The 25,784-nt window shown below is 68.9% G+C and carries 31 protein-coding genes; 13 read left to right on the forward strand and 18 right to left on the reverse strand.

The window, feature by feature from the left end:
* Positions 1–55 precede the first annotated feature (55 nt).
* Positions 56–1,474 carry a carboxylesterase/lipase family protein gene (locus tag PV646_RS19190; RefSeq protein WP_500343529.1) on the forward strand — a complete coding sequence of 473 codons (1,419 nt, stop codon included), beginning with the start codon at positions 56–58 and terminating at the stop codon, positions 1,472–1,474.
* Here the strand turns inward: PV646_RS19190 and PV646_RS19195 are convergent.
* Complete coding sequence (locus PV646_RS19195) at positions 1,471–2,031, reverse strand: hypothetical protein (protein ID WP_500343530.1); 561 nt, start codon at positions 2,029–2,031, stop codon at positions 1,471–1,473. The two genes, PV646_RS19190 and PV646_RS19195, sit on opposite strands and share 4 nt — an antisense overlap.
* A gap of 39 nt (positions 2,032–2,070) precedes the next feature.
* Here PV646_RS19195 and PV646_RS19200 point away from each other — a divergent pair, with 39 nt between their 5' ends.
* The 4 genes from PV646_RS19200 to PV646_RS19215 all read left to right on the forward strand — a co-directional run bounded on the left by PV646_RS19200 (position 2,071) and on the right by PV646_RS19215 (position 4,893).
* Positions 2,071–2,448, forward strand: coding sequence for a hypothetical protein (locus PV646_RS19200; RefSeq protein WP_500343531.1), 378 nt, complete (start codon positions 2,071–2,073; stop codon positions 2,446–2,448).
* A 52-nt stretch (positions 2,449–2,500) separates the two neighbouring features.
* Positions 2,501–3,097: a DsbA family protein gene (locus PV646_RS19205; protein WP_500343532.1), complete on the forward strand. Its 597-nt coding sequence runs from the start codon at positions 2,501–2,503 to the stop codon at positions 3,095–3,097.
* Positions 3,094–3,630, forward strand: a complete 537-nt coding sequence (locus PV646_RS19210) for a vitamin K epoxide reductase family protein (protein ID WP_500343533.1) — start codon at positions 3,094–3,096, stop codon at positions 3,628–3,630. The genes PV646_RS19205 and PV646_RS19210 overlap by 4 nt, the downstream gene beginning before the upstream one ends.
* Positions 3,631–3,774: 144 nt before the next feature.
* Positions 3,775–4,893: a hypothetical protein gene (locus tag PV646_RS19215; RefSeq protein WP_500343534.1), complete on the forward strand. Its 1,119-nt coding sequence runs from the start codon at positions 3,775–3,777 to the stop codon at positions 4,891–4,893.
* Here PV646_RS19215 and PV646_RS19220 read toward each other — a convergent pair.
* Positions 4,867–5,415 carry an HAD-IA family hydrolase gene (locus PV646_RS19220; protein WP_500343535.1) on the reverse strand — a complete coding sequence of 183 codons (549 nt, stop codon included), beginning with the start codon at positions 5,413–5,415 and terminating at the stop codon, positions 4,867–4,869. The two genes, PV646_RS19215 and PV646_RS19220, sit on opposite strands and share 27 nt — an antisense overlap.
* Entirely contained in the window at positions 5,412–6,158 is a 747-nt protein-coding gene (locus PV646_RS19225; RefSeq protein ID WP_500345034.1) for a DeoR/GlpR family DNA-binding transcription regulator, read from the reverse strand. The genes PV646_RS19220 and PV646_RS19225 overlap by 4 nt, the downstream gene beginning before the upstream one ends.
* 65 nt (positions 6,159–6,223) lie before the next feature.
* On the opposite strand from PV646_RS19225, the gene PV646_RS19230 reads away from it, so the two are divergent.
* From PV646_RS19230 to PV646_RS19250, 5 genes are read left to right on the forward strand one after another with little or no spacing between them, the layout of a single operon-like run.
* Complete coding sequence (locus PV646_RS19230) at positions 6,224–7,384, forward strand: MFS transporter (RefSeq protein WP_500343536.1); 1,161 nt, start codon at positions 6,224–6,226, stop codon at positions 7,382–7,384.
* Between the two features lie 10 nt (positions 7,385–7,394).
* Positions 7,395–8,066, forward strand: coding sequence for an RraA family protein (locus tag PV646_RS19235; RefSeq protein ID WP_500343537.1), 672 nt, complete (start codon positions 7,395–7,397; stop codon positions 8,064–8,066).
* A 5-nt stretch (positions 8,067–8,071) separates the two neighbouring features.
* Positions 8,072–8,638 (forward strand): TIGR03086 family metal-binding protein, encoded by a 567-nt coding sequence (locus tag PV646_RS19240; RefSeq protein ID WP_500343538.1) that lies wholly within the window; start codon positions 8,072–8,074, stop codon positions 8,636–8,638.
* Positions 8,639–8,685: 47 nt separating this feature from the next.
* The gene (locus PV646_RS19245) at positions 8,686–9,084 is read left to right on the forward strand and encodes a VOC family protein (protein ID WP_189155285.1); all 399 of its coding nucleotides are present in this window, start codon (positions 8,686–8,688) and stop codon (positions 9,082–9,084) included.
* 5 nt (positions 9,085–9,089) lie between these two features.
* Entirely contained in the window at positions 9,090–9,500 is a 411-nt protein-coding gene (locus PV646_RS19250; protein WP_500345035.1) for a YciI family protein, read from the forward strand.
* 53 nt (positions 9,501–9,553) lie between these two features.
* Here PV646_RS19250 and PV646_RS19255 read toward each other — a convergent pair whose 3' ends face one another.
* The 4 genes from PV646_RS19255 to PV646_RS19270 all read right to left on the reverse strand — a co-directional run bounded on the left by PV646_RS19255 (position 9,554) and on the right by PV646_RS19270 (position 14,804).
* Positions 9,554–10,249 (reverse strand): hypothetical protein, encoded by a 696-nt coding sequence (locus PV646_RS19255; protein WP_500343539.1) that lies wholly within the window; start codon positions 10,247–10,249, stop codon positions 9,554–9,556.
* Between the two features lie 51 nt (positions 10,250–10,300).
* Positions 10,301–13,453, reverse strand: a complete 3,153-nt coding sequence (locus PV646_RS19260; protein WP_500343540.1) for a S8 family serine peptidase — start codon at positions 13,451–13,453, stop codon at positions 10,301–10,303.
* A gap of 95 nt (positions 13,454–13,548) precedes the next feature.
* Positions 13,549–14,241 carry an aspartate/glutamate racemase family protein gene (locus PV646_RS19265; RefSeq protein ID WP_500343541.1) on the reverse strand — a complete coding sequence of 231 codons (693 nt, stop codon included), beginning with the start codon at positions 14,239–14,241 and terminating at the stop codon, positions 13,549–13,551.
* A gap of 8 nt (positions 14,242–14,249) precedes the next feature.
* Positions 14,250–14,804 (reverse strand): TIGR03086 family metal-binding protein, encoded by a 555-nt coding sequence (locus PV646_RS19270; protein ID WP_500343542.1) that lies wholly within the window; start codon positions 14,802–14,804, stop codon positions 14,250–14,252.
* A 66-nt stretch (positions 14,805–14,870) separates the two neighbouring features.
* Here PV646_RS19270 and PV646_RS19275 point away from each other — a divergent pair, with 66 nt between their 5' ends.
* Positions 14,871–15,641: a DUF6597 domain-containing transcriptional factor gene (locus PV646_RS19275; RefSeq protein ID WP_500343543.1), complete on the forward strand. Its 771-nt coding sequence runs from the start codon at positions 14,871–14,873 to the stop codon at positions 15,639–15,641.
* Here PV646_RS19275 and PV646_RS19280 read toward each other — a convergent pair.
* A complete protein-coding gene (locus PV646_RS19280) occupies positions 15,634–16,056 on the reverse strand; it encodes a VOC family protein (RefSeq protein ID WP_500343544.1) in 423 nt (140 codons plus the stop codon). The two genes, PV646_RS19275 and PV646_RS19280, sit on opposite strands and share 8 nt — an antisense overlap.
* A gap of 123 nt (positions 16,057–16,179) precedes the next feature.
* Here PV646_RS19280 and PV646_RS19285 point away from each other — a divergent pair, with 123 nt between their 5' ends.
* Positions 16,180–16,770: a LysE family translocator gene (locus PV646_RS19285; RefSeq protein ID WP_500343545.1), complete on the forward strand. Its 591-nt coding sequence runs from the start codon at positions 16,180–16,182 to the stop codon at positions 16,768–16,770.
* Here PV646_RS19285 and PV646_RS19290 read toward each other — a convergent pair.
* From PV646_RS19290 to PV646_RS19325, 8 genes are all read right to left on the reverse strand, one after another.
* Positions 16,767–18,011, reverse strand: a complete 1,245-nt coding sequence (locus PV646_RS19290; protein WP_500343546.1) for an RNA polymerase sigma factor — start codon at positions 18,009–18,011, stop codon at positions 16,767–16,769. The genes PV646_RS19285 and PV646_RS19290 overlap by 4 nt on opposite strands.
* A gap of 7 nt (positions 18,012–18,018) precedes the next feature.
* Positions 18,019–18,249: a YciI family protein gene (locus PV646_RS19295; protein ID WP_500343547.1), complete on the reverse strand. Its 231-nt coding sequence runs from the start codon at positions 18,247–18,249 to the stop codon at positions 18,019–18,021.
* A 64-nt stretch (positions 18,250–18,313) separates the two neighbouring features.
* A complete protein-coding gene (locus tag PV646_RS19300) occupies positions 18,314–19,150 on the reverse strand; it encodes an NAD(P)H-binding protein (RefSeq protein WP_500343548.1) in 837 nt (278 codons plus the stop codon).
* A complete protein-coding gene (locus tag PV646_RS19305; RefSeq protein WP_500343549.1) occupies positions 19,147–19,902 on the reverse strand; it encodes a TetR/AcrR family transcriptional regulator in 756 nt (251 codons plus the stop codon). Before PV646_RS19305 ends, PV646_RS19300 begins: the two co-directional genes overlap by 4 nt.
* 62 nt (positions 19,903–19,964) lie before the next feature.
* The gene (locus tag PV646_RS19310; protein WP_500343550.1) at positions 19,965–20,660 is read right to left on the reverse strand and encodes a hypothetical protein; all 696 of its coding nucleotides are present in this window, start codon (positions 20,658–20,660) and stop codon (positions 19,965–19,967) included.
* Positions 20,661–20,747: 87 nt separating this feature from the next.
* Positions 20,748–21,257, reverse strand: a complete 510-nt coding sequence (locus tag PV646_RS19315; RefSeq protein ID WP_500343551.1) for a YflT domain-containing protein — start codon at positions 21,255–21,257, stop codon at positions 20,748–20,750.
* Positions 21,258–21,294: 37 nt separating this feature from the next.
* Complete coding sequence (locus tag PV646_RS19320) at positions 21,295–22,071, reverse strand: arylamine N-acetyltransferase family protein (RefSeq protein WP_500343552.1); 777 nt, start codon at positions 22,069–22,071, stop codon at positions 21,295–21,297.
* Positions 22,049–22,558, reverse strand: a complete 510-nt coding sequence (locus PV646_RS19325) for a GNAT family N-acetyltransferase (protein ID WP_500343553.1) — start codon at positions 22,556–22,558, stop codon at positions 22,049–22,051. Before PV646_RS19325 ends, PV646_RS19320 begins: the two co-directional genes overlap by 23 nt.
* A 293-nt stretch (positions 22,559–22,851) precedes the next feature.
* Between PV646_RS19325 and PV646_RS19330 the strand changes: the two genes are divergently transcribed.
* Positions 22,852–23,808: a hypothetical protein gene (locus PV646_RS19330; RefSeq protein WP_500343554.1), complete on the forward strand. Its 957-nt coding sequence runs from the start codon at positions 22,852–22,854 to the stop codon at positions 23,806–23,808.
* A gap of 125 nt (positions 23,809–23,933) precedes the next feature.
* On the opposite strand, the gene PV646_RS19335 is transcribed toward PV646_RS19330, so the two are convergent.
* Positions 23,934–25,190 (reverse strand): hypothetical protein, encoded by a 1,257-nt coding sequence (locus PV646_RS19335; protein ID WP_500343555.1) that lies wholly within the window; start codon positions 25,188–25,190, stop codon positions 23,934–23,936.
* Positions 25,187–25,765, reverse strand: a complete 579-nt coding sequence (locus PV646_RS19340; RefSeq protein ID WP_500343556.1) for an RNA polymerase sigma factor — start codon at positions 25,763–25,765, stop codon at positions 25,187–25,189. The genes PV646_RS19335 and PV646_RS19340 overlap by 4 nt, the downstream gene beginning before the upstream one ends.
* Positions 25,766–25,784 lie beyond the last annotated feature (19 nt).

Consider the following 25,784-nt stretch of genomic DNA (forward strand, 5'->3'; position numbering starts at 1 on the left):
CACGTTGTTGATCGCCGCGTTACTGCTGGTCAGTGCATGCGGCAAGGGGGACACCATGACGTCGGGGGTCGTGTCGACCGACACGGGGAAGGTCAAGGGGGAGCACCGCGACGGGCACCTGCGGTTCCAGGGGATCCCGTACGCGGGCGCGGAGCGGTGGAAGCCGCCCGTGCGCGCGGCGGCGTGGAGCGGGGTCAAGGACGCACTGCGGCCCGGCAGTCCGTGCCCGCAGGTCGGGTCCGGCTACTCCGAGACGAAGAGCACGAACGAGGACTGCCTGTTCGCGAACGTCACGACACCGTCTGTCGCGGGCAGCAAGCCGGTGCTGGTGTGGGTGCACGGCGACGGCGCGATCGGGGCCGGGCACTACTTCGACGCGGAACGCCTTGCGCGGCAAGGAGACGTCGTCGTGGTGACGTTCAACTACCGGATGGGGGTGTTCGGCGGGTTCGGTCTGCCGGGGCTCGAGCACTCCGGCGAGTTCGGGCTGCTGGACCAGCGCGCGGCGTTGGAGTGGGTCCAACGCAACATCGCCGGTTTCGGCGGGGATCCGGGCAACGTGACGTTGTTCGGGGTGTCCTTCGGTGCGACGGCCGTCGGCGCGCACCTGATCGGGCAGCCGCCGCTGTTCCACAAGGCGATCATGCACAGCTCGTTCACCCTGGTGGACGTGCCGAAGGGCACCTGGTACCCGGACCTGGAGGCGTTGCCGTCGCTCGCGTGGCGGCCGGTGCCGGAGATCCAGGAGATCGGCGCGATGATCAGCTCCGAACTGGGCTGTGCGGACGTCGAGTGCCTGCGCCGGCTGCCGGTCGAGAAGCTGCTCGACCACCCGCAGATCATGAACATCTTCCAGCCCGTCGGCTACGGCGGCGCGCTGCTGCCGCGCCTGCCGGGAGAGTCTTTGCAGGCGGGCGAGTTCGCGAACGTGCCTGTGCTGGTGGGCGCGACCCGCGACGAGCACAACAGCTTCGTCGGCCTGTTCCGGCCGGACCCGATGTCCACTGAGGACTACTCGCGGCTGGTGCGGGAGGCGTTCCCGGACCGCGCGGCCGAGATCGAGCGCGAGTACCCGGTCAGCGCGTTCGCGTCGCCGAAACAGGCATGGGCTTCCTTGCTGACAGATCGTGTGTGGGCGCGCGCGACGTTCCAGCAGAACACGCTGTACGCGAAGAAGGCGCCCGTCTACGCGTTCGAGTTCGCCGACCGTGCAGCGTCCACGGACCCGTCGTTCCCGCCCGAGCTGCACGGCGCGAACCACTCGTCGGACATCGACTACCTGTTCCCGGACGCGGACTTCACCAAGGACCGCGGCCTGTCCGACCACATGATCAAAGCGTGGACGGACTTCGCGCGCACCGGCACGCCGGGGTGGCCGCGGTTCTCCGAGGGGCAGTACGTGCAGTCGCTCGCGCCGGGTGCGATCGGGCGCGTCGACTACGCGGCGGAGCACAGGCTGGCGTTCTGGGGTTAGGCGGACCCGCAGAGGCTTCGGATCTGGCCGACGGTGAGGCGCCGGCATTCCCAGACGAGGTCGCCGACCTCGGGATCCGGCGTCCCCACCGGGGTGACGCCGGTGAGGATCTCGAGCTCGGCGGCCGGAACGTTCAGCAGGACCGCCAGGTCACCGAGCAGCTCAGGGGTGAGTGACTTGAGCCCGGCGCTCACGACGTTGTAGGTGGCGGCAGACCAGTACCGGCCGCCGTTCGTCACCCGGGCCACCACCTTCGCGATCACCGTCGGGTGCAGGTTCCGGTTGGCGAGCAGGCGCATCACGATGCCGCCGGGACCTGAGTCGTCGCAGTAGCGGGCGTACATGAACGGCATCGCGCCGCTCTCGGTGCGTTCCTGCTGCGGTAGTGACGCCGCGAGCGCGAGCACCTCGGCCCGGCGCTCCGGCGACAGTGGCAGGAAGTACGCGACAAGTCTGTCCACCGCACCGCCGGTGTTGGACGCGAGCGGTGTCAGCTCGGGTGGCATCGGCCGGGAGGCGATCGCGATCCGGTCCGTTTCGTGCAGCCTCTCCCCCATGTGCGCGAGCCTAGGCCCGGCATCGCTACCCTGGATCCCGTGCCAGGCACCCGCAGCTCGCGAACCCGCGCGTACGTCGCGCGGGTTTTCGCCGTGCTCGCGCTGGTCGCCGGCATCGCGATGATGCAGGGCACGCCGTGCGAGACGGAGTTCGCCTGGACCGCGCAGTGTCCGACGTCCTCCACGTCGGCGATCGCCTTCGTGGCCGACGACGCGGACGCGGGGTCGTCGATGCTCGACGGCATCCTCGTCGCGGGCTGCTGTCTCGTGGTGGCGCTGGCCGTGCTGATCGGGTTCGCCCTGCTGCGGCGGTCCGGTTCGTTCGCACTGCTCGCTGTGCGCCTGCCTTCCGTTCTGTCTCCCCCTTCACGCCGGCTGGAAGTGCGGCTGTCGCAGCTCTGCGTGCTGCGCGCCTAGACCGACCCCGTTCCGCGGGTCCGTCTTCCTTCGCCACACGTGGAGTTCTGTCATGTCCAAGAACGCTCGTCTGTCCCTGATCATCGTCGCCGTCGTGGCGGTCGTGGTCGCCGGTTTCCTCCTGTTCAGCCGCAACGACACCACCGCGGCACCCGGTTCCGCCGACGGCAGGGTGACCGTCGTCGAGTACCTCGACCTCGAATGCCCGTCCTGCCGCGCCGCCTACCCCGGCGTCGAGCGGCTCAAGACCGAGTACGGCGAGCGCGTGACGTTCGACGTGCGGCACTACCCGATCCCCAGTCACCGCAACGCCGAACTCGCCGCCGTCGCGGTCGAGGCGGCGAGCGCCCAGGGCAAGCGCGACGACATGTTCCGGGTCCTGTTCGACGCCCAGCAGGAATGGGGCGGCCAGCAGACCTCGCAGCGCGCGGCGTTCGTCGCGTTCGCCCAGCAACTCGGCCTCGACCAGGCCGCCTTCGAGAAGGCCCTGGACGACCCGGCGCTGCGTGAGCGGGTGCTCGCCCAGCGGACCGAGGGCGGCAAGGCGGGCGTCACGGGCACGCCGACGTTCTTCATCAACGGCACCAAGTTCACCGGCGCGCCCTCCTACGACGCCCTGAAGACCGCGATCGAGAAGGCGCTTTCGTGAACCGGATCGTCGCCTGGGTGCTCGCGGTCGGCGGCTTCGTCGGACTGGTCGCGTCGTTCGTGCTGACGGTCGAGAAGATCGCGCTGCTCAAGGACCCGTTCTACGTGCCGACGTGCAGCATCAACCCGGTGCTGAGCTGCGGCTCGATCATGAAGACCCCGCAGGCCGAGCTGTTCGGGTTCCCCAATCCGCTGCTCGGCATCGCGGGTTTCGCGGTGGTGACGACGCTGGGCGTGCTGCTGGTCGCGGGCGTCTCGTTGCCGTCGTGGGTGTGGATCGGGTTGCAGGTCGGGGTGACGGCCGGGGTGCTGTTCGTGCACTGGCTGATCGTGCAGTCGCTGTACGAGATCGGTGCGCTGTGCCCGTACTGCATGGTGGTGTGGGCGGTGACGATCCCGATCTTCTGGTACACGACGCTGCGGAACATCCGGCCTGGGTTCCAGTTCCACAGCGTGGTGCTGATCCTGTGGTACCTGGTGATCGTCGGGTTGGTGCTGCAGGCGTTCTGGTTCTACTGGTCGACGCTCGTTTAGGCCCGTAGCGTTCGGGTCCCCCTCGGCGATCAACTCGCCGTGGGGGACACAGAGCGGAGACGGCTTCGATTGCGACGCGGCATCTCGGCCGACAGAGCGAGACACCTGCGGGCACGGCTCGAGCCTGGGCGTCAGCGTTATGGGGTGGTGCACGGCGTCGCTGTCGGCCAGGGAATCTCGGTCGACCTGGACAGGGCTCACTACCGGAGGCTTGACCTGCGGCTGGTCAGGGACGAGATCTGGTCGGCTCGGCGGGAGACAGCCGTCGGGGTGGCGTTTCTCTGCATGCTGCTCATCGTGGGAGTTCTCGTAGCCCGTCACTTCGAGGCGTCTTCGGCGGCCGGTGTCTTCATCAGTTTCGTCGGCGTCATGTTCTTCGGGTTACCGGTAGTGGCTGCAGACGACCTGATGCGACGCTGGTTCCAGCGCGGCACCTCCCTGTTCACGTTCGTTTACAACTTCGCGATCGTGGCTGCGGCCGCGCTCATCGTGTACGGCGAGGTCGTCGGCAAGGGACCTGTGCACGCGATGATCGGCCACGCGACCGACACCAAAGGCCTGTACCTCCTGGTGCATGCGGTACTCACCTATGCCTGTTTCGTGATGGCGGTACTGGTGTTGATACCGGTCGACGAGCTCTTGGACCGGCATCGCCGGTTTCGCAGCCGTCCTATGGCAGTCGCGGTGGAAACGCTGTTCCTCTGTGTCGAGGCGGCCCGCGACGAGAAGTCGTTCATGGAACCGGACACCAGGAAGTGGCTCATCACGCAGACGCAGGAGGTTGCGTTCGTGCTGAAACACGGGTTGTGGCGGACCATGCGCGTGCAGAACCCGCTTGCGTCGAGGGAGTTCAGGAGACGGTGCGTGCGTGCCGGGCAGTCGATCGAGCTTCTGTGCGTGAAGCTGGTGCTGCCTGACAAGACGACTCATCGGGACTACCTGCACAAGATCCTCACGCTCGCCGACACGCTGCTGTCCGGCAGGTACGGCGAGCTGCCCGACGATCCCGAGCGCGCCTCGTACGTGGTGCGGAGCAAGCTGGCCGTGGCCGGCAGATTCGTGGGCCAGATGGCGGCCGGTCTCGCGCCGTTGGCCGTCTACCTGCTCCTGCGCCACTTCAAGCTGATCCCCGCCGCCGCCGAGGTCCCGGTGCTGACGTTGTGCGTCGCGTGGCTCGCCACCTACGGGCTCAACGCCCTCAGCAGGCACGACACCTCGTCGCAGTTCCCGAACGTCCTAGGCATCTTTGGCAGCACCAAGTAGCTGCCGCAACCCGTCGATCCCCGTGAAGTGATGCCCGCGCATCCCCACCAGCTCGGCGGCCCGCACGTTCTCCACCCGGTCGTCCACGAACAGGATGTCGTCGTCCCCCAACGCGTCCCGGCAGAACTCGAACGCCGCGCGTTCGGGCTTCGCGGCACCGATGCGGCACGAGAACGCCCGCAGTTCGAACAGGTCCAGCCACGCGTAGGTGCGCTCGAAGTGATCCGCGTGGTCCTCGGGGATGTTGGACAGCAACGCGATGCGCTGCCCCGCGTTGCTCAGTTCGTGCAGCAGCGCGACCATCTCGTAGTCGACGCGGGCCCAGCTGGCGACGTCCTGTTCCACCAGGGGCGGGTGGCCCACGAGCGCCCAGTACTCGTCGGCCGTCACGTCGCCGCGGTCGTAGCCGGGGCGGTGTGCCCAGTAGGCGTCCCAGAAGTCTGGCGAGGTGCTCATCGTGGCCATGACCTCGGGTGACTGGTCGCGGGCGATGACGCCGAACATGTCGAACAGCACGATCATGCCGTCACCACCGTGACGCCTGCGGCGGTCAGGCCGTCATCGCCTTCCGCGTCGGTGACGACGGCGTGCAAAGAGGACACCGGGGCGACGTGGGCCAGGGCCGTGCGGGTCAGTTTCGAGGCGTCGACTGCGGCGATGACGCGGCGGGCCGAGGTGATGGCGGCTCGTTTCACCGAGGCGTCCTCCAGGTCGAAGGCGGTCAGGCCGTGTTCGGCGGACAGGCCGCAGCAGCCGATGACCGCGGTGTCGAAGCGCAGCGCCTGCACCGAGGCCAGGGTGAGCGGGCCGGTCAGGGCCAGCTCACCGGGGCGGGGGCGGCCGCCGGGCACGAGCAGTGTCACGGTCGAAGAAGAAGACAGAGCGTTCACGGCGTGCAGCGACAACGGCATGACGGTCACGCGTCGGTCGTGCAGCAGGCGGGCTACCTCGAGGCAGGTTGTGCCGCTGTCCAGGACGACGGACTCGCCGTCCGCGATCAGGGCGGCCACGGTCGTGGCGATGCGGCGCTTGGCGGCCATGTTCTCGTCCGTGCGCAGCGCGAACGGGGGTTCCTCACCGCGCAGGAGCAGGCTTCGCGCGCCGCCCCGGTAGCGTTCGAGGACGCCCTGGGCTGCGAGGACCTCCAGGTCACGGCGGATGGTCATCTCGGAGGCACCGGTCAGGGTCGCCAGGTCCGCCACACCGAGCGAGCCGGCGTCGCGGACCGCCTCGGTGATCTGCTTCAGTCGGGACACACCCCAGATTGAACATCAGTGATGTTCGAAACTCAATCTTTCGAACACGCGATTCGTTCGTTAGCGTGCTCCGTGTGAACGCTCTCAAGGCCGCGCGGGTGGCCACCTTCACGTACTTCGCGCTCAACGGGTTCCTGCTCGGCCTCTGGCTCGTGCACATCCCGACGGTCGAGGACCGCACGGGCATATCGCACGCCGAGCTCGGCCGGTTGTTGTTGCTGCTCGGGCTCGGCGCGTTCATCGGCATGCGACTCGGCGGCAAGTTCACCGACCGCGTGGGCGTGAAACTGGTCGTGCCCGCCGCAGGGGTGTTCTGCAGCATCACGGCCCTGATGCCGGGTCTGGCCGTGAACCAGTGGACGCTCGGTGCGGCGCTGCTCATCTTCGGCCTCGGCAACGGCCTGATCGACGTGAGCATGAACGCACACGCCGTGGTGGTGGAACGGCACTACAACCGTCCGGTGATGTCGGCGTTCCACGCGACGTGGTCGCTCGGCGGTGTCGCCGCGGCGTTGACCGGCGCACGCACGTTGAGCTGGGAACTCTCCCCCGCCACGACCCTCGGCGCCGCTGCGGTGCTCGGTGTCGTCGTCAGCCTCGTGACCGCCCGTTTCCTCCTCAACGAGAAGGAGGAGCAGCACGCCGCCGAGAAGACCGGCAAGCGCAAGGCGCCGCGCCGGATCTGGATCATGGCCGTGCTCGCCCTGCTGGTGATGCTGAGCGAGGGCGCCGCCAACGACTGGAGCGTGCTGCACCTGCAGGACATCCTCGGCGCGTCCCCGCAGATCGCCGCGCTCGCCTACGGCGCGTTCGCCACGACCATGACCGTCGGACGGCTGCTCGCGGACCGGATCACCGCGAAGGTCGGGCCGATGGCGGTGCTGCGCTGGGGTTCGGTGGTCGGTGCCGTGGGCATCGCGACCGCGGCGCTGTCGCCGTGGATCTGGCTGGCGCTGGTCGGCTGGGCGATCGCCGGCATCGGTCTGTCGGGCACGGTGCCGCAGTTGTTCAGCGCGGCCGGGCACGCGGAACCCGGTGCGGCGGGTGCCAACGTCTCGCGCGTGGCCGGGCTCGGTTACCTCGGTGTGCTGGCCGGACCGGCGGTGATCGGCTGGCTGACCCACGTCGTGCCGCTCAACATCGCGTTCCTGCTGCCGGTGGCGCTGTGCCTCGTCGCGGCGCTCTCGGCTGGCGTGTTGCGCACAGAACCCGCCGAGGAGAAGGTCGCGGCGTAAGAATGCCCGCATGGATCTCGCCACCCTCGACCTGACCACCGCGCACCTGGCCGACGCCTGCATCCGGGCGGACATCCCGGTGCGCACGGTCGTTCTCACGCCGGTCATCCCCGGCACGAAGACGTCCGGCCGCGTCCTGCCCGCCCGGCACGCGGGCAGCGTCGACGTCTTCCTGGAAGCACTCGAACGCAGCCGGCCCGGCGACGTGCTGGTCGTCGACAACGACGGCCGCACGGACGAGGCCTGCGTGGGCGACATGATGGTGCTCGAAGCGCAGCAGGCCGGGCTCGCGGGCGTGGTGATCTGGGGGCTGCACCGCGACACCCAGGACATCCGCACGATCGGGTTGCCGGTGTTCAGCCTCGGCGCGAACCCGACGGGTCCGTTGAGCCTGCGCGACCGTGCGCCCGAAGCCCTCTCGACCGCCGAGATCGACCAGTGGACCGTCACCTCCGACGACGTCGTGTTCGGTGACGACGACGGCGTGCTGTTCGTGCCGGCGTCGGAGGTGACGGCGCTCATCGAGAAGGCGCGTGGCATCCGCGACGTCGAACGAGCGCAGGCCGAGCGCGTGCGGCAGGGTGAGTCCCTGCGCGACCAACTGCGGTTCGGCGAGTACCTGGAGAGCGGGCTCACCTTCCGCGAGCACCTGCGCAAGATCGGCGGCGCAGTCGAGGAGTGAGGCCAGTGATCGCGGAGCGCTACAGGGCTCGTGCGGAGGCGTTCGAGACGAAGGTCGCGAACGTGCGCTCAGACCAGTGGGAAAATCCTTCGCCGTGCGCGCAGTGGACGGCACTGGAGGTCGTGGACCACGTCATCGACATGCACGGCGTGATGCTCGGCAGTCCGATCGCACGCACCGAGGACCCCCTCACGGACTTCCGCGAGGCCAGGCGCCAGGTCCAGGCGGCGTTGGAGTCGGACCGGGCGAAGGGCGAGGTCTCCACGCCCGCCGGCCCGATGACCCTGGAGGACCACGTCGACCAGGTCGTGAGCGACGACCTGGTGCTGCACGGCTGGGACCTCGCCCGCGCCACCGGCCAGGACGAGACGATCCCGGCCACCGACGTGGAACGCCTCTGGGCGTCGGCCACCGCCGTGCCCGCCGACCTGATGGAACGCTTCCGCACGCCCGGCGCGTTCGGTCCCGGCATCGAGGTCTACGGCGCCGAGGTCCCGGTGCCCCCGGACGCTCCGCTGCAGGACAGGCTGCTCGGGTATGTGGGCCGGGACCCCGTGTCGAAAAGTTCCTGAGCACTTCGACGGGTCCTCGTAGGCAGCCGCTGAAAGGAACTTCGAACATGGACTGGACCCTGGAAGTCGTCGTCGTACCGGTGTCGGACCTCGACCGGTCGAAGCGGTTCTACTCCGAGCAGCTCGGCTTCACCGTCGACCACGACACGACGTTCAGCGAGGACGCGCGCGTCCTGCAGCTCACGCCGCCCGGCTCCGGCTGCTCGATCGTCATGGGCAAGGGCATCGTCAAGGGCGAGCCCGGCAGCTTGAAGGGCGTGCAGCTCGTCGTGTCGGACCTGGAGAAGGCCCGCGCACAGCTCCTGGAGCGCGGCGTCGAGGTCGGCGAGATCGTGCGCATGAACGAGGCGGACGGAGGGTCGTTCATCTTCTTCGACGACCCGGACGGCAACAGCTGGGCCGTGCAGGAGATCAAGGCCCGCGCTACCGGTGGGGAGTGGAAGTGAAGTACATGCTGGTCAGCTACGGCGGCAGCCAGGAGGACTGGGAGGGCCTCGCCGCCTGGTCGGACGAGGACATGCACCGCATGATCGCCTACATGCGCGACCTGGACGCCGAACTGCGCGCGTCCGGCGAACTGCTGCAGTCCGAGGGACTGAGCGGTCCGGCGCGGGCGTTCGTGGTGCGGGGCAGCGACTCCGGCCCGGTTGTCGTGGACGGTCCGTTCGCGGAGTCCAAGGAAGTGATCGCCGGGTACTGGGTGGTCGACGTCGCCAGTCACGAGCGGGTGCTGGAGATCGCGCAGAAGGCCTCGGCTTGTCCTGGGCCTGGCGGGAAGCTGTTGAACCAGCCGATCGAGGTGCACCCGATCATGAGTGCGCCGGACGTCGACCCTGAAACGCTCGCGCCGTACCAGCAGTAGGTGTGAGGGTTGGTGGCGTGCGGACGTTCGTCTCGCGCCACCAACCATGGGCGCTAGGCGCTGATGGCATCCTCGATGTCGCGGTCGGTGAGTGACGGCCGGAACGGGGTCACGTCGACCTCGTTGCCATTCCAGTCCCGAACGACATGGGACTCGAAACCTGCGTCGTCGCGCACCATTACCTCTGACATCTGATGCAATGCGAGTCCTCGATGAGGACGTGCCCAAAGCTGCGCGTCTCGCCATTGACGATTGATCTTCCGTCTGCGAAGGACGCCGTCGGAGTCGCGGTGCCAGCCACGTCCTTGACTGTCGATGAACGTGGTGTCGATCAACGTGTCATTCGGTAGCGCCACGACGTCGCATCCGTCAGCGGAGAACATTCGCGCATACCTCGCCTCGTTGGCTGGGACCGTGTTGACGTACGCCGCGAACCTCTTGTTGCGCGCAGGTACGAAGACGGAGCTGACAACCGCGTAGTACGGGTGCGACGACGAGTTCACTACCTTGATCGTGAACTGGGAGTCCGGATGACCGTTGCGGTGATCCGGTTCGAAAGCATCGCTCTCGGCAATCTGATCCACCTTGCAGAGAACGACCCGCGCGGACGCGTGCAGCCCCGCAGCATCTCGACGCGCCTGGTCCTCTCGGTTCTTCCGGAGAGCGGTCGCGGCAACGATCGCACCAGAGGAGGCAGCGACTGCGGACACACTGCTTGCGATCACCGGCACGGTCGAGACCCAACTCATGGGCACGATCGTAGGTGTGAGGGGGCCGGTGCACCCGGCCCCCTCACACGGTCACTTCAGGTCGTACGCGCGGATGATCGTCTGCTGGACGTCACCGCCCGCGTCCGCCGCCTTGGCCTTGAACGACACGTTCTTGGCCCCGTGCGGGTGGAGCAGCGTGATCTGCCAGCCCGCCCGCGTCTTGCGCAGCGGCACCGGCTTCCACGTCTTGCCCTCGTCGTAGGACACCTGCACCGCCGGGTCCTTGATGTTGGTGACGGTGCCCGTGCCGTTGCGCTCCACCGTGATCGGCACGGTGAGGACGCGTCCGGCGCGGTTGTTCTCGTCCAGGGCCGGTGCGAACCGGACCGCGAGCAGCGGCACCGACTGGAACTGGTCACCGGGCACGTGCTCCGAGGTGAACGACCAGTCCGCGGTGACCCGTGACGAGAACGAGTCGCGCGTGGCCTCGGTGTGGACGGTGTAGCGCTTCTTCTCCGCCGGTGCGTCCGGGATGTAGGCGTACCCGGATTCCGGCTGGTCGGAGATGACCTTGCCGTCCACCGTGACGGTGGTGCGGCCGGCGCTCGGTGAGTAGCCGTACATGCCCTGCGAGCCCTGCAACGGCAGGTCGAGGCGCAGAACGTTGCCCACGCGGCCGGCGAAGCGCACGGTTCCCGGCACGTGCGGGACGCCGGGTCCGTAGACGGCGCTGTTCCAGTGTTCGGTCACCGTTTTGCCGAGCTTGAACACGCGGGGCGTGATCGAGGACTGGAAGCCGAGGCTGGGCCACTCGCCGAGCTTCGTGAACTCCGTCAGCGAACCGGCCCAGTCGACGCCCGGGGTGTAGAACTCCTTGAGCCGCAACGGCAGCGGGCCCGAGGCGCCGCTGTCGCGCTGGCCCACCGAGCCGGGTACGCGGGCGTGCGTGATCGAGTTGACGCGGGCCAGTTCGCGGTCCTTCACGGAACGCTGGACGTTCGCCGGCACGCGGGTCTTCTCGCTGATCCGCACGTGGTACTGGTACGGGCTGCCGTCGAACTTGCCGTTGGCGTCCGGCTTCGCCAGCACGGACTCGGCGTAGAAGTCGAACTTGGGCCACGACGTCTTCGACGGGCGGACGCGCACCGAGTCGAAGTTGTTGAGGTACCAGGTGCCGCCGGTCGCACCCCAGTTGGCCTGCATCAGGAAGCCCAGGCCCGCGGACGCCGCCTTGGCGTCCTTCTGTTCGATCGCGATGGCGGGCTGGTTGCCCTGGCGCGCGTCGAACACGATCTCGGCGTTGCCGGTGACCTCGAGCGCGGGTTCGGTCAGCGTGGTGTTCAGGCCGCCCTTGGTCGGGTCGGGGTCGCGCGTGCTGATCGTGCCGTCGAGGAAGAACTTGCCCTTGGGCAGGCGCTGCACGATCGTGCCGGACGGGTCGTACCGGAAGTGCGCCTGCGGCTTGTCCAGGTCGACGAACCGGTAGTCGTAGTACTGCGTCGGCGCGCCGTTGTGGTCGAGGAACGTGAGCTTGAGGTCGTAGCTCTCGACCTCCTTCACGACACCGACGGCCACCCGCACGCCGTCGGACGAGAGGACGACCGCGCCGTAGACGCCGTCCGCGACCGCGGCACGGGTGTCGGCGGTGACGGTGGCGTCCGCGCTCCCACCAGCGGGAACGGTCAGCTTCGCCGGTGAGACGCTGAACAGGCCGGCTCCGGCGGGCTTGACCTCGGCGACGCTCAGGTCGACGGTCACGTCGGTCGTGCCGTTGTTGCGGTAGGTCAGCTTCTGCGTGATGGGCTTGTCGTCGTCGTGCGGCCACACCGCGGTGCCCAGCGAGAAGCTGCCGTGGTTCGTGGTGACCGCGGACGACACGGCGCGGCCGACGTCGAGACGTCCGGCGCCCTGGTCGTAGATGGTCAGCGACGGGTTGGGCTTGGCGCTGTTCATCAGCGCGGCCTTGATGTCCTCCGCCTTCCACGCCGGGTTCTTCGACGCGAGGATCGCCGCCGCTCCCGCCACGTGCGGGGTGGCCATCGACGTACCGGACAACGCGACGTGGCCTTCGCCCACGGGCGTGCCGATCTGGCCGTTCTTGGCCTTCGCGGCCACGATGTCGACGCCCGGCGCGGTGATGTCGGGCTTGACGGCGTTGTTGAACCAGCGCGGGCCGCGTGAGGAGAAGTCGGCGAGCGTGTCGTCACGGTTCACGGCGCCGACGGTGAGGGCCGCGTCGGCGGAACCGGGTGAACCGATGGGACCGCCGGAGTTGCCGGCGGCGACGACGAACAGCGCGCCGGTCTGCTCGGTGATGCGGTTGAGCGCGAGCGACATCGGGTCGGTGCCCTCGTCGGGCCACGAGCTGCCGAGGCTCATGTTGACGACCTTGGCCTTGGCCGCGGCCCACTCCATGCCGGCGATGATGTCGCTCTCGCGGCCGCCGCCGTAGTCGCCGAGCACCTTGCCGTTGATGAGCTTCGCGTCCGGCGCGATGCCCTTGTACTTGCCGTCGCCGGTCACGGTCGACGCGACGTGCGTGCCGTGGCCGACGCGGTCGTCGGTGGTGTCGCTGTCGGAGAAGTTCTTCGACTCCAGGACGGCGCCCGCGAGGTCCGGGTGGGTCTCGTCGACGCCGGTGTCGAGGATCGCGACGGTGACGTCCTTGCCGGTGAAGCCCTTCTCCCACGCCTGGGGCGCGCCGACCTGCGCGGCGCTGCGGTCCAGGGACGCGGTGACCTTGCCGTCCAGCCAGATCTTGCCGGTGCCCGCCGCCCGCGCACCGGCCCAGAACGAGCCGTCCTTGCCGATCGTGATCGCGTGCGAGCCGATGCTCGGCAACGACTCGGCGTTCGCCGCGCTGATCGCCTGCCCCTGCACGATCAGCGGGATCGTCTTGCTGGCCGCGTCGTCGTAGCCGGATCTGGCCAGCAGCGAGACGTCGAACAGCCGCTCGTCGAGCGCACCGGAGTTGAGCCCGGCCTGGGCGTCGAGCGGCACGACGTGCAGGTTGCCGCGCGGGTCGGTGTACGAGCGGAACCCGACGTTCTCCCTGCCCTGGGCGCCTCTGACCTGGACCTTGCCGTTGTTGACGACGACCTCGTCACCGGTGACGAGGGTGACCTTGGTGCTCAGCCCGCCGGCACGGACCTCGTGCTCCTGCGGTGCCGCGGAAACGGGAACGGCTGCCGTGGCGGCAACCACGACAGCCGTCAGCCCTGCGGCGATGTGTGATCGTTTCAACGCGAACTCCCCTAGTTCACCGAAGTAGGAATAGCCCTCAGTGACTAAGACACTTCGTTGAGTCGCGGCGTTGCTGAATCGAGCGGCTCATCCGTTCACAGAGTTGTCTGGATTGCCCGTTCGACGGCCGCCTCGACGTGCAGGCGGGTGGTCGGGAACACCGGAAGTGCCACGTCAGCCTGGGTGATCAGCAGTTCGATCTCGGTGCAGCCGAGGATGACTCCCTGTGCCCCTTCGAACCGGGAGATCACGTCTTGATAGGCGCGGCGGGACTGTTCGCGGACGATGCCGAGGCACAGCTCGTCGTAGATGATCCGGTGCACGGTCGCGCGGTCCTCGGCCGATGGCACCAGCACCTTCAGCCCGTGGGACTCCAGACGTTCGCGGTAGAACGGCTGGTCCATGGTGAAGCCGGTGCCGAGCAGGCCGACGGTGGTGAAGCCGGCCCGCTTGATCGCCTGCGCCGTGGTGTCGCCGAGGTGGATCACCGGGATGTCGATCGCGGCCTGGACCTGGTCGAACACCTTGTGCATGGTGTTGGTGCAGATCAGCAGGAAGTCGGCGCCGCCGGCCTGGACGTGTGCGGCGGCCTCGGCGAGGGCCTTGCCCGCGTCGTCCCACCTGCCTTCGACCTGCATGCGTTCGATCTCGGCGAAGTCGACGGAGTGCAGCACGACCTTCGCCGAGTGCAGCCCGCCGACGCGTTCGCGCACGAGTACGTTCGCGAGCCGGTAGTACTCCGCGCTGCTCTCCCAGCTCATCCCGCCCAGCATCCCGATCGTCAGCATGTGCCCAGTCAAGCACTCCAGCGCGGGTCACGGCCGGTGACGGCCAGCAGCTGCTCGAACGGCGACGCGTCGGCCGGCGCCTCGACGGGGGCGTGGAACACCTTCATCTCGATCGCCATCGGCCCCATCTGCTCGACCAGGCCCTTGACCTCGGTGAACACCTCGGCGTCGGGTTCGAAGCGCTGGCCGGTGGCCTGAGCGAGGTCGGAGGCGTGGATGGTGAGGTCGAGCAGCACCAGCCCGCCCACGACCGTCGCGGGCATCTGCATGTTGCCGGCGATGCCCTCGGTGGCGCCGGGCTGCCCCCACGCGTCGACGAGCTTCGCGGACTCGGCCGGGTACCTCTCGCGCCAGTCCGGGTAGGACGGGGTGTGGCTGAAGTCGGCGTCCTGCTTCGCGGCGAGCTTCTGGAACTCCACGACGACGTGCAGCAGGTGGTCGAGCAGGGCGCGGACGTCGTAGTCGGCGCACGGGGTGGGCTTGGCCAGGTCGTCGTCGGTGATGTTCGCGATGACGGGCAGTGCGTGGTCGCGGGCTCGGTCGAGCAGAACGCTGAGCTTCATGGTCCTGAGCCTATTTCCGGGTGTTCCGGTCCTCTTGAAGAAACGCGCCAACCTAGGATCTGCGCTGTGCAGGGGCCGCGCCGGGACACTCGGGGGATCGTGGACGCGCGCGAGTTGTTCGCCCGCGTGCGGTTCCGCCGCCGCATGCCGTGTGCCGAGCTGCGGCCGTACCTGGAGCATTACTGGCTGATCGACGGTGAGCTCGACGCGCCGTACACCACACACGTCGTGCCGCATCCGTCCGTGAACATCGTCTTCGAGCACGGCTACGCACAGCCGGAGATCGCCGGTGTCGGGCTCGGCCTGTTCAGCCGGGTGCTCGACGGGCGGATCCGGGTGGCGGGCGTGCAGTTCCGGCCCGGCGGGTTCCGGCCGTTCCGCGGCGAGCCGGTGTCGGAGTGGACCGGGCGGCACGTGCGGCTCGACGTTCCGTCGGCGCAGGTGCTCGGCGTCGAGGACGAGGATGAGCGGGTGGCCGCGCTCGACGCGTTCCTGCTCGGGCTCGGGCCTGTGCCGGACCCGCAGGCGACGCTGGCGATGGACCTGGTCCAGCAGATCCGCGACGACCGGGAGATCCGGCGGGTCGCGGACTTCGCGCGGGACTGCGGCGTGGCGGTGCGGACGATGCAACGGCTGTTCGCGGACTACGTCGGGGTGAGTCCGAAGTGGGTGATCCTGCGGTACCGCATCCACGAGGCGCTGGAACGTGCCGAGTCGGACGTGGAGTGGGCCCGTCTGGCCGCGGACCTGGGCTACAGCGACCAGGCCCACCTCGTGCGGGACTTCACGCAGACCGTCGGCGTCTCCCCCACGGCGTACGCGCGCGCTCTCACCTGAGGTACTCGCACAGCTCGATGAGGATGCCCTCGGGACCGCGGACGTAGCAGGTCCGGAGGAGTTCCTCGTACTTCTCGACGTTCCTGACCAGCTCAGCGCCGTGCGGCTTGATGCGAGCGAGGGTGTCGTCGAGGTCGTCGACGGTGAACGCGACGTGCCTCAGACCCAGGGCGTTGATCGGCGCGTGGGAGCTGCCGTCGACGCTCCGCGGGGCCTGGAACTGGCTGAACTCGATCCGGTACCGGTCGTCCGGGGTCTTCAGCATCGCGATCTCGCTGACGGAGCCGTCGAGGCCGATGACGCCGTCGACGAACTCGCCCTCCATGTGGGCCCTGCCTTCGAGCTCCATGCCGAGTGCCTCGAAGAACGCCACGGCGGCCGCGAGGTCGGTGACGGTCATTCCGACGTGGTGCATGCTCCGGATGCTCATATCCCTGGGACGGTGCCACGTCCGCGTTCTCGACACCAGAAGTGGTCCAACTTCGCGGACGGTTTGTGGCTCTCCTGCCTGGACCGCTTTCGCGGCAGAGTTCCCCGCATGACCCTCGCCTTCCTGATCACGACGTTGATCGCGGTCGCCACTCCCGGCACCGGTGTGCTGTACACGTTGTCCGCCGGGCTCGCGCACGGGCGCAAGGCGAGCGTGATCGCCGCGTTCGGCTGCACGCTCGGGATCGTGCCGCACGTGCTGGCCACGGTGACCGGGCTGGCGGCGTTGCTGCACGCGAGCGCGCTGGCGTTCGAGATAGTGAAGTACCTGGGCGTCGCGTACCTGGTCTACCTGGCGTGGGCGACGTTGCGGGACAAGAGCGAACTGGTCGTGGACACCGCCACAGCACCGGCGTCGGTGCGCAGGGTCGTGGTGTCGGCGGTGCTGATCAACCTGCTCAACCCGAAGCTGACGATCTTCTTCGTGGCGTTCCTGCCGCAGTTCGCGACGGGGTTCGGGCAGATGGTGACGCTGAGCGCGGTGTTCATGGCGCTGACGTTCGCCGTGTTCGCCGTCTACGGGGTGTTCGCGGCGTCGATGCGCGACCGGGTGCTGGCCCGGCCGCGGGTGATGGTGTGGCTGCGGCGGTTCTTCGCGGCGTCGTTCGCCGCGCTGGGTCTGAAGCTCGCGCTGACCTAACAGCTCGCGGCGCGCTCCAGCAGCAGCGTCCGCTCACGCTCGTTGCGGGTGAGCGCGGCGGCCTTCTCGAACTCCGCCTTCGCCTCCGCGGTCCGCCCCAGCTTCACCAGGAAATCGCCACGCACGCTGGGCAGCAGGTGATAGCCCCGCAACGCCTTCTCGCCGGCGATCTCATCGACCAGCGCGAGCCCGGCCGCCGGCCCGAACGCCATCGACAACGCCACCGCGCGGTTGAGCTCCACGATCGGCGACGGCGAGATGCCCGCGAGCACCTGGTAGAGCGCGGCGATGCGTTGCCAGTCGGTGTCCTCGGCCTTCCGCGCGCGGCCGTGGCACGCGGCGAGCGCGGCCTGGACGTAGTAGGGGCCGGGCGGCTGGTTGAGGGCTTCGGCGCGTTCGAGGGCCTTGAGGCCGCGGCCGATGAGCAGCCAGTCCCAGCGGCCGCGGTCCTGTTCCAGCAGCAACACGGGTTCGCCGCCGGGTCCGGTGCGGGCCTTGGTGCGGGAGGCCTGGATCTCCATGAGCGCGACCAGGCCGTGGACCTCGGCCTCCTTGGGCGCGAGCTCGGCGAGCACGCGGCCGAGCCGCAGGGCTTCGGCGCACAGTTCGGGGCGCAGCCAGTCGTCGCCCTGGGTGGCGGAGTAGCCCTCGTTGAAGATCAGGTAGATGACCTCGAGGACGCTGGCGAGACGGGTGGCGAGTTCGGGGCCTTCGGGGACCTCGAACGGCACGCCGGCGTCGGCGAGGGCCTTCTTCGCGCGCACGATGCGCTGGGCCACGGTCGCGTCGCTGACCAGGAACGCCCGCGCGATCTCCTCGGTCTTGAGGCCGCCCAGCATCTTCAACGTCAGCGCGACCCGTGCCTCGGTGCCCAGCACCGGGTGGCAGGCGGTGAACATGAGGCTGAGCAGGTCGTCGCCGATCTCGTCGTCGACGCCCTCGCTCGCGTCCGGCGTGGCCTCCTGGACGTCGCGGCCGATCTCCTCGACCTTGCGGTTGAAGTTCTCGCGCCGCCGGATCTGGTCGATCGAACGCCGCTTCGCCGTGGTCATGAGCCACGCGCCGGGGTTGCGCGGAACGCCCTCCGCCGGCCACTGCTCCAGCGCGGCGACCAGCGCGTCCTGGGCCATCTCCTCGGCGAGCCCGACGTCGCGCGTGTACCGGGCCAGGGCGGCGATGACCTTCGCCGACTCCATCCGCCAGACCGCGTCGATGGTGCGGTGCACCGAGGTAGCCCCCATGGGGGCATCAGACCACAGCCACCTGACGTATTTCCACGACGCACGCCGGGAGCGCGATGCGCCTGATCCGTTCGACCGCTTCCTCGTGGTCGCGGACGTCGATCAGCCAGTACCCCGACACCCCGCACGCGTCCGGGACGAGGTCGCCCGCGTCGAGCAGGACTCCCGCGCGCCGCAGCACGTCGCCGTGCAGTGCCGCCACCGGGCTCGGGCTCCTGACGAACACCATGAACCGCACCGGGCCTCCTCGTTCGGCGTCTACTCCGACGTCGAACGAGGAGGTGCCGGAATCGACGCGGTGATCAGTCGCGGAAGTCCGCGGCGTGATCCCGCGCCCACTGCGCGAAGGTCCGGTACGGCCTGCCCGTGAGCCGTTCGTAGTCCGGCGACACGACGAACTCGTAGTCGCCGAAGTCGTCGGGGTCACCGCCCTCGTACCCGGCGATGCCCAGGACGTACCGCGCGATCTCCTCGGGCCAGCCGACGCTCACGTAGTAGGCGAGTGCCTCCTCGGTGGTGACGTCCTGGAACGTCAGCGACCGGCCGATCGCCTCGCCGATGTCGCGGGCCATGTCGCGCTGGGTGATCTGCGGCGGCCCGGTCAGGTCGTAGGCCCGTCCCGCGTGGCCGTCCTCCCGCAGCACCTTGATCGCCACGTCGGCGATGTCGGCCTCGTGGATCGGCTGGCCGACCGCGTCCGGCTCGGGGTGCACGATCGTGCCGTCCGCGCGGATCGACGGGCCCCAGAGGTCGATCTTGTTGGCCGCGAACTCGCCCGGCCGCAGGTGGGTCCACTCGACGCCGGACGCCTCGACCGCCTGCTCGACGGGGAGGTGGTGGCTGGTGTCGTAGCCGTGGGTCACCGCGCCCGAGGACAACGTGACGATCCGGCGCACGCCCGCCCGCACCGCGCGATCGACCACTTCCCGCGCGGTCGGCGGGTGCACGAACAGGTAGAGCTTCTCGACGCCGTCGAACGGCAGGCTGTCCGGGTCGTCGAGGTCGGCCTTCACGACCTCGACGTTCGCCGGGAACCCCGCCCTGGACGGGTCGCGGGTGATCGCCCGCACCGGGCCGGTGAGCCCGCGCACCACCAGCCGGCCGACGTTGCCGGTCGCGCCGGTCACGAGTGTCGTCATCGGATGCCTCCTTCGATGCCGTCCAGCAACCTGTCGAGCCCGTAGTCCCACGAGCTGTGCACGTGGTCCGCGAGCGTGCCCTCGGTCTCGTAGGCGCCGGCGTTCCACAGCGCCGTCATCGCCGGGTAGCGCTCGACGTCGAAGTAGTCGTCCCAGAACACCTGCCGCGCGCCCCACCACGAGTCACCGGACTCGCCGGTGGTCGCCGCCAGTTGCTGGTCGTCCACCTCGGACGCCGCGGCGCCGTGCACGAAGCCCTCCACGGCGACGTGCGCGACGGTCACCTTCCCGGGCTCCAGCCCGGAGTCGGCGAGCGCGGCCAGCACGAACTCCTGGCCGTCCATCAGGCCGGGCCCGAGCGGTGGCCGCACCATCGACACGTCCCGCATCCACGGATGTGCCCGGTAGACCGCGCGGGTGCGGTCGGCGTAGTGCTTGACGCGCTCGCGCCACGTGCCCTCGGGCGTGAGTTCGCGTTCCTGCAGCACCGCGTCGGCCATGAGGTCGATCAGCTCGGCCTTGCCGGGCACGTGCGTGTAGAGCGACATCGTGCCGACGGTCAGTTCCTGTGCGACGCGGGCCATCGACATCGCGCCGAGTCCCTCGCGGTCGGCCACCGCGATCGCCGCGGTGACGATCTGGTCGACGCTCACCTTGGGCTTCCTGCCCACCGGCTTCGGCTCGCGCGGTGTGCGCCAGAGCAGTGCGAGCGTCCTGGCCGGGTCTCCCCCGCCACTGCGTTCGGCGGCCATCCGTCCACTCCATTTCCGTAGGCCATACGGAAACAATACCGTATGACGTACGGAAATGGGTTCTAGTTGACGTACCAGACGACCGCGACGCGGTCCGGGGTGACGGTCGTCGACTCCGCGCACACTTCGTGGGTGAACACGAGTCCGGTGGTCCGGCACATCCGCTGCGGCGTGTGAGCCGTGAAGCCACGCGACTCGAGGTGCTCGCGCACCAGTTCGGGAGCCCGATCGCCGATCAAGACCACCTCTCGCGCGCAGTTGCCCGAACCGCAGTGCCCGTCCATCTCGGCCGTCCGCAGCTCGGACGGTCCCGGCAGCACGCTCTCGCCGCCGGGCATGTCCTCCAGCTGGTCGAACAGCACGACGGCCGTGATGAGCAACCCCGCGCCGACCATCGCCACGAGTCCGAGCGAGCTGGCGGTCAGGCCGCGTTCGCGCGGCATCGCGATCAGGCAGACGACCGCCGCGACCATCGGGTAAAGCCAGCAGACCTCGATGGCCGAGGGCACCAGCGGCCCGGAGAAGCCCAGTCCGCGCGGCACGACGAAGTACGCGAGCAACGTCAGGAGGATCAGCCCGGTCACCACGCCGTCCCGGGCGGACCCGGCCAGCAGGCACCAGATCAGGATCGGCACCACACCGGCCAGCCCGTACGGCGCGGAGTTCCACGGGAACGTCCCCACGACCACGGCGCCGACGACCAGCGCGACCCGCCACCCGCGCTGCGTGAGCCGGGCCATCTCCCCCAGTTTCGACATGATCGCCAGTAAAGCGGAAACGCCGCCCCGGTGGCCGGGACGGCGTTTCCTGTGGTGGGAGCTGGGTTCAGGCTGTCACGGCGCTGGTCAGGACCTCCAGGCCAGCGAGGTCAGCATCTCCTTGCCGCGTTCGGCGCTGCGCGGCTCGCTGAGCACGTCGTAGCGGCCGGCCACGATCTGGGTGACCGAGGCGAAGTCACGGCGGCCGCGGGTGGCCGCGTAGCGCATGGCGGCGCTGGCCAGGCCGAAGACCGTACCGACGAGCAGACCCGTGATGATCGGCGCGATGGCGCCGCCGGTCGAGAACAGGCCGAGCAGCAGACCGACGAACAGACCGAACCAGGCACCCGACGCGGCACCGGCGCCGAGCACGCGGCCCCAGGTCAGGCGGCCGGTGACGCGTTCGACGATCATCGGCTCGACACCGACGATGGTGACGTCCGCGACCGGGAAGTCGTTGTCCGCCAGGTGATCCACGGCCCGCTGTGCCTCTTCGTAGGTCCCGTAGGAACCGATGGGCCAGCCGGTGGGCGGAGTGGGCAGTGCGTTGACGCCCGTGGAATTCGTTCCCGTGGCGAACGGAGTCGCGGTGGTCATTTCCAACACCTCCGAATTGCGATCCCTACACCTGGTACTACGAACGGGCACCCGTTTCTGTTCCCAAAGTTGAGCTGATGTGACTCAGCTCCCTGTCGGAAAGCGTGATGTCCAGCGATTCCAGCGTTTTCCCGAGGTCGTCCACCTGAGAATTCTCAGGTTTCTCCCCCGCGTGCTCGACGGTGAACTGCGTGCCGACCAGACGGCGGCTCAATCCCGGTGCGAGACGCATGACGACGAGCTGGCGACTGAACGGCGACCGTTCGTGCGTGGCCACGTAGTAGTTGGCGGCCAGGTAGTCGACCGGGCGTTGCTCGATGCCGGTCTCGAACGCGTGCTGCAGGTCCCAGCCGTCCGGCGACTGCTTCTCCAGCACCCAGCGGCCGTCCTCACGGCGCAGGCGGTGCGGCCACCCGGCCTGGTCCACGACCGCGCCGTCGACCAGGGGCATCGGGTGCAGCATCCCGGCGCCGAACCCGACGTCGACGAGCTGGTCGTCGACGATGGACATGAAGTGCGTGCGCGGCCCGGTCATGACGCGGCTCATCTGCCTGCTGACGGTGTGGCCGAGACGTTCCAGCACGGCCGTGAACAGCAGTTGGTGTTCGTAGCAATAGCCGCCGCGGCGCCGTCCGAGCATCTTGTCCTGGATGTCGCCGAGGTCGAGTGACGGCACGTGGCCGAGCATCACGTCGATGTTCTCGAACGGAATGGCGCGCACATGCGCTTCGTGCAACTCTGTCAGCGAACTCGACGCCGACGCCCCTGTGCGCGCGAAGTACGCGCCCAGGTCAACTGATTCCGTCTGCCACATGCGGTTCCCCCTGTGCTCGCTGCCATTCCTCCTTTGTCAGCGCGTACTCGACCTCTCCGTATTCCGCGCCGGGCAACGGTTCGGGAAAGTCGACGTGGAACGTGCGGACGTGCCGCAGCCCGCACTTCTCCATCACCCGCCGCGACCCGGCGTTGACGGCCATCGTGGTGGCCACGACGCGCCGCACGCCGCCGACGGTGAAACCGCGTTCGATCAGGGCTTTCCCGCCCTCGGTGGCGTAGCCGAGTCCCCAGAACCCGCGGTGCAGCCGGTAGCCGAGCTCGACCTCGTCCGCGCCCTGGAACTCGAACCAGCCGACGAACCGGCCGCTCTCCCTCTCGAACGCCGCGTGGAAGCTCTCGCCGAGGTAGTGCTCGACCGGCGCCGGGTCGAGGTAGCGCATGACCTCGGGGTCGGCGTGCAGCTCGCGCAGCGCGTCCACGTCGGACGGTCCCAGGGGCCGCAGCGTCAGTCGTTCCGTGTCCACGGGGAGATCGTGCCGTACCCACTGGCCCGGCCGGACCGCGTCGACTGAGACGAACATTCACCGCTGGAAACGGTTTCGGCCTTTCCGCAACCGACTTTCGATCGTGGATGATGTGCATGCACACAGTATCGGCTCACGTCGCCGCAATTCGCCGAGTTTCGATGCGGCTATCGTGATGGCCGACGGTCCCCTTGCCGATCGGCCACGCAACCGCAATAGTGCCGGGCACGAATCGCGACCGCCACGATCGGAATTCCCTGAACACGGTCACCGGAACAAAGAAGGACTCGGTCGTGAAAAACCTCTCCAAATCCATGTCGCGCCGCCTGTCGATCCTGTCGGCCCTGCTGCTCGTGGCGCCTCTCTGCCTGTCGGGAACGGCGCAGAGCTCGACGTCGCAGAACTCGACGGTGAAACCCGGCTGGGATGCCTACTTCAACACACCGAACGCGCGAGCCGTCAGCGGCAGCCAGTTCTGCTGGGGCGAAGCCTGCAACAACCCCAACGCCTATCAGCTCGCCGCCATTTCCGATGCCGGCCCGAACGAATGCGTCGGCAATCCGGGCGGCTCGTGCTCGAACCAGTTCGACTGGCGCTACCAGAACGAGTGGATCGCGCATCTGAGCACGTACGGCCGGTACAAGTACTTCGGGCTGCAGAACACCATTCAGTCGGCACCGCAAGGCAACTCGGGCACCGTGTGGCCGGCGCTGGATCAGGTCGACCTGGTCCAAGTGCAGCTCAGGGGCCAGTTCTGCGGCGGCAGCGAGGCCTACGGCCGGGTGCCGAGCTACATCCAATTCGTCGATCCGGTCCACGGCGACGGCGAGATCAACGTGGACCTGCTGTCGCACGTCGGTTCGACGGCGCCGAGCGACAGGTTGGCCATCGCGACGCCCGGCGGGTCGTGGACGACGGAAGCCGAGCTGATGCGTCGCACCGGCAACAACAATCCGCCGCCGGGGAAGGAGCGCGTGTTCCAGTTCCCCGGCAGGTGGAGCGTGCCGGCGAACGGCGCGTCGAACGACTGGCCCTGCCGGGGTGGAGCGGGTTCGGGTGGCCTCAGCTCCGCACCCTGGCTCGATTTCTACATCAACGTCCCGTATCTGTTGAGCCAACTGCGCAACAGTGGCGTGATGATCTCCTCGCAGGCACGATTCACCGGCAGCATCATCGGGGGCGCGGAGTTCTGGAGCACGGGTGCGTTCGGTGAGGTCGAAATCAAGAACCACCGCATCTACGTGCGCTGATCGCAGCGTTCGAAGGCTTGGCTTCGAACGCTGCGAAACCGACCCGTGTCGAAGAAGTCCTCGACACGGGTCGGCTCGTAGATGCCGCCGCCGGTCGGCGAATGCCGCAGGTGCCGCTCAGTCCCCTACGACGGGTTCTGCGGCGTGATCGTCTCCAGGACGTTCCCGGCGGCGTCGCGCACCACCACGCGGGCCTCGGGGTGACGGTCGAGCAGCTTCGCCGCCAGCACGAACGTGCCGTCGCCGATCGTGGCGGGCACGTCGGCCGCACCGGGGCTGGTGTAGGTGACCGACGCGACGCGGGGGTCGAGCACCAGGCCGACCGCCGCGGAGTCGCTGCTGCCGCCGTCGTAGTACTCCCCCTGCTCGTTGACCTTGTACGGCTTGAAGTCGTAGAACGCCTTCATCCCCGCGATCGTCGTGCCGCGGAACTCGCCCAGGTCGTCGAGGTCCATCACCACGCCGGGCGTGGGGTCGTTGTTCGAGTCGCGGCAGTAGAGCAGCAGGTCGCCGAACCGGCCGGTGATGAGCGTGTCGGTGGCGCTGACCTTCACCGTGAGGCCGTGCACGAACTGGTCGGGGTCCGGCACCGCCCGGTTCTTCAGGCAGGCGCCGAACCGCGCGGCCTCGGGAGTGTCACGGGCGGCCGCAGGCAGTGGCCGGTCGACCACGGACTCGGTGGGCTTCGGGACGCCCCGCACGGCGAACTCCTCGCCGTTGGCCAGGGCCTTGGTGCCGTTCTCCGCCTTCCGGAACCCGCTGGGCGCGAGGAAGAGGCCGTCCACGAGCGCGGGCATCGTGTTGCTGTGCCCGGAGTCGGCGATCTGGGACAGGCTCAGGAACCCGATGTCCGAGGAGGCCAGGCCCGCCATCGTGCCGCTCGGCGTGGTGAACAGGATCTCCACCTGACGCCGGCCCTCGAGCACGGCCGGGTTCGGCACGGAGATGGTCGTCGTGGTGGCGGTGTTCGCACAGAAGAAGACCCCGGCCGGCACGCGGAACGCCGTGAGGACGGTGCCGTTCTTGTTGCTGGTCGCCAACGGCGTCCACTCGGCGGCGGGCGGGTGGACCTTCGCGGCGGCCGCGCACCGGGCCAGCGCCTCCGGGGCGACCGTGCCGGTCTCGACGTGGTTGACGACCTTGCGGTCCTTGCCGACGAACTCGCCGTTGTACTGGACCGGCGGGGCCGCGGGGTCCGCCGAACTGCCGAGCAGGGCCTGGCTGGCGAAGACGGCGCCCGCGGCGAGCATGCTGACGCCGGCGGCGATCAGGATCGGCCTGCCGTTGCGGGCGGCCGGGCTCATGCCCTCGGAGAGCTTCTGCCGGGCGCGCATGCGGACGTCGCCGGGCAGGGGACGGTGTTCGGGCAGCTGGTCGATCACGGGGTGTCCTCGGAGGTCAGGTCGCGCAGCCGGGCGCGGGTGCGGGAGACGCGGGCGCGGACGCTCGACTCGGTGATGCGCAGCAGCGCGGCGGCGTCGGCGGTGGACACGTCGCCGAGCAGGCAGAGCTGGGCGATCTCGCGTTCGGACGCGGGCAGCTTCGCGATGGCGGCGACGACCGCGGCGAGGCGGCGTTGCGCGTCGGTGCGGGCGGCGACCTCGTCGGCGTGGTCGCGTTCGTCCTGCGGGGTCAGCCTCGCCACCAGGCGCAGGGCTCTGCGCGAGGCACGCCATTCGGTGCGGGCGCGGTTCGCCGTGACCGTGTAGAGCCACGGCAGCGCCGAGTCGCGCACCAGCTGGGCGTCGCCGCGCTTTCTCCAGGCCGTCAGGAAGGTCGCGGAGAGCAGGTCTTCTGCCTGCGACCAGGAGGCCGTCAAGCGGTAGGCGTAGTTCCAGACCGCTTCGGCGTGGCGTTCGAAGAGCTCGGTGAACGCGGCGTGGTCGCCTTTCGCGATCTGCTCCCAGAGGCGCGTGTCGGGCGGCCCGACGTTCGCGCGCTCGGTCGTCTCAGTCATCACACTCCGCCTGGGGCCG

The organism is Streptomyces sp. ID05-26A (assembly GCF_033794685.1).
Classification (GTDB): domain Bacteria; phylum Actinomycetota; class Actinomycetes; order Mycobacteriales; family Pseudonocardiaceae; genus Lentzea.